Raw genomic sequence first — 2,469 nt, 5'->3', positions numbered from 1 at the left:
CCACAAAAGGTTTCTAAGTGACCTGGCCTATTGGAAGTAGAGTGGTAACTCTACCGATTGAATAGCGAACATTGCTACCTTATCTCTTTCCATGCGTCCCTTAACTCTTTTAAGGGCGCCTCTACTTGTTTTATCTTCTGGACATCATTATTTGCATTTGCAATAGTAATTTCCTTTAGCATATATACATAGAGGCCCTTTAGGTTTTCGGCTATCTCTCCGCCTTCTTCCATGTTAAGTGATACAAGCAGTTCCTCTATAATAGCTATAGTTCTTGTTATGTATCGCGTTTTTTCAGGCAAATCGCATTGGTTTATACAAGAGATCGCCTTATTAAGATGGCCGATGGCTCCATCGTAAAGCATTATAACTAGGTCGAGAGGATTACTTACGGTATTTATCTTGGTTGTTGTATAAGCGTTTTGTGCATATGCTGTGGTGTTCATTGTCTACCCCTTTTTACCCCTGTTTATTGAGAGCCGCCAATTGCTGCGTCATATAATTTGATTGGTTCTGAAGTTGTCCCATTAGTCGGTCAAGATTGTTAAACTTCCTTTTAAGATCAAGCTCTGTTTTGCTGAGTCGGATCTGCATATCAAGCTCGGCCTTAGCCAGCGATTTGGTAACCTTGCTGTAGCTATCCTGCTTATTCGGAATGACATTTTTGATGTAATTATCAATGGTCGAATCTAACGATGTCGCCATGGCGTTTACCACATTTGCGACACTCTGCGAGCCAGATGTCATGGCTTTATCAAACGTCGTAGAATCAAGGCTAACAACCCCATATTTATCGTGCGTAATGCCAAGCAACGTAAGCGAGCTATTGCTGTATGTATTGCTTATTACGTTTCTTAGTGTATTCGCTAAAGCATCCATTGTACTATCAGCTGGTAGAACGCCTTTTTTATCTTTTGTCCCCTGAAGGCCTTTTATCGAGCTCATGGCTGAATTGTACGCCGTAACAAACGCGGTCAACTTCGCCCTGATTGCCTCGTTGTCCTGTGAGACGTTAAGGTTAAGCGTACTGCCTGCCGAATCCTTCACGAGGTTGATCGTGACCCCTGCGATGACATCGGATATAGTGTTCGATGACTTCGTTATCGCAAGGCCATCGACGACTAATGAGGCATCCTTGGCCGCCTGGGATTGCGTCATGTTCACGATACCGCCCAAAACGGTTCCATCTGGATTATAGGTGGGGTTAAAAGCAAGCCTTGCGAGCCCCGTGTTATTAGTTTCAAGAGGCGCTTCCTCATATATCCCATTGTTGTCAATATCTGCCTTAACCGTGATCCTGTTTGCGGCACCCGGCGTGGTAGAAGTCAGAACAAGCCTGTTTCCCGCTGTTCCGTCATTAACAATTGATGCATTGACTCCGATCTTTGCGTTGTTGATGGCGCTCATTATACCGCTCAGAGTATTGTTAGTTGAATCAACTGTTATAACAGCGGCGCTGCTGCCCACCTGAATCTGCAGCTTCTGAGTTGCGTAGGTGGATAGATCAGCAACCGCATCGGTCGTGTTAGCAAAAGCGGCGGAGTATATGCTCTGGTTGCTCGCTATGTTATTAACTTTAATGCTATGATTCGCGGCTAGAGCACCGGTGGTTGTGATTGCGGTAAAGGTATTGGTGTCGGATGACATAGCCTTCATGCTGATCAGATTGCTACTATCCTTGAGCGCGGTGAGAGAACTCTTTAAGCCCGTAATCGTGGAGAGTAAACTGCCGAGCCCACTGATCTTCGCCTGGTAGTCGGCCTCTTTTCTCTGTAAGGCGACAAGTGGCCGGCTTTCGACTTGCATGAGCTTGGCCACAACATCATCGGTATTGATGCCCGAGAATATGCCTGAAGTTGTTATACTCATTGTTACCCCTCTTTATCGTATCGGTGCCCGATCACTTTCTGGAGGTGATCATATGCTGCCACCAGTTCCTCTGGCGGGATCTGCCTTATGACTTTACCCTTGCCATTTAAGACTTGGATGACGACGCGCTTGTTATCAAGAAGCGCAAGCACGACTTTGCCGTTATCAATGGCAACCTGGGGCTTAGATTCATCCTGCGGAGCAGCCTTTACTTGCACATCGGCTTTCTTAAGACCTGATGATTCAGAAGGCCGTACGCCCTTGCTTACGATTTCACCAAGCTGCATTGCACTAATCGATTTCACATCCATAGTATTCGAATGGAGGGTAGCCTGTTATGGCTACCCTCCTATTCTTCCCTCCGTTACATCTTCTGGAGCAGAGCTAATACGCTCTGCGTCGAGGTGTTCGCCTGAGCGAGCACCGAAATACCTGCCTGTTGTAAGATCTGCGATTTGGTTATGTTCGCACTCTCAGCCGCGAAGTCGGCATCCATAATACGCGAATGCGCGGCGGTGATGTTCTCAAGAACGTTTGAAAGGTTTGACGTGGTGGATGAGAACCTGTTAAGAGTAGCGCCAAGGGTGGCCCTTGTGCTTG

At 46.5% G+C, this 2,469-nt stretch carries 4 protein-coding genes; all 4 read right to left on the bottom strand.

From position 1 onward, the window contains the following. Window positions 1-74: 74 nt before the first annotated feature. Window positions 75-446: a flagellar export chaperone FliS gene (gene fliS / locus COY37_RS11250; protein WP_286977625.1), complete on the bottom strand. Its 372-nt coding sequence runs from the start codon at window positions 444-446 to the stop codon at window positions 75-77. Between the two features lie 13 nt (window positions 447-459). Next, a complete protein-coding gene (gene fliD, locus COY37_RS11245; protein WP_286977623.1) occupies window positions 460-1,869 on the bottom strand; it encodes a flagellar filament capping protein FliD in 1,410 nt (469 codons plus the stop codon). A 2-nt stretch (window positions 1,870-1,871) separates the two neighbouring features. Continuing rightward, window positions 1,872-2,174, bottom strand: coding sequence for a flagellar protein FlaG (locus COY37_RS11240; RefSeq protein ID WP_286977620.1), 303 nt, complete (start codon window positions 2,172-2,174; stop codon window positions 1,872-1,874). A 59-nt stretch (window positions 2,175-2,233) separates the two neighbouring features. Continuing rightward, a partial coding sequence (locus tag COY37_RS11235; RefSeq protein ID WP_286977619.1) for a flagellin occupies window positions 2,234-2,469 on the bottom strand: 236 nt, incomplete at its 5' end.

The sequence above is a fragment of the Candidatus Aquicultor secundus genome (assembly GCF_002791875.1).
GTDB classification, from domain to species: Bacteria; Actinomycetota; Aquicultoria; order Aquicultorales; family Aquicultoraceae; genus Aquicultor_A; species Aquicultor_A secundus.
This window is presented reverse-complemented; position numbering and strand designations above follow the sequence as displayed.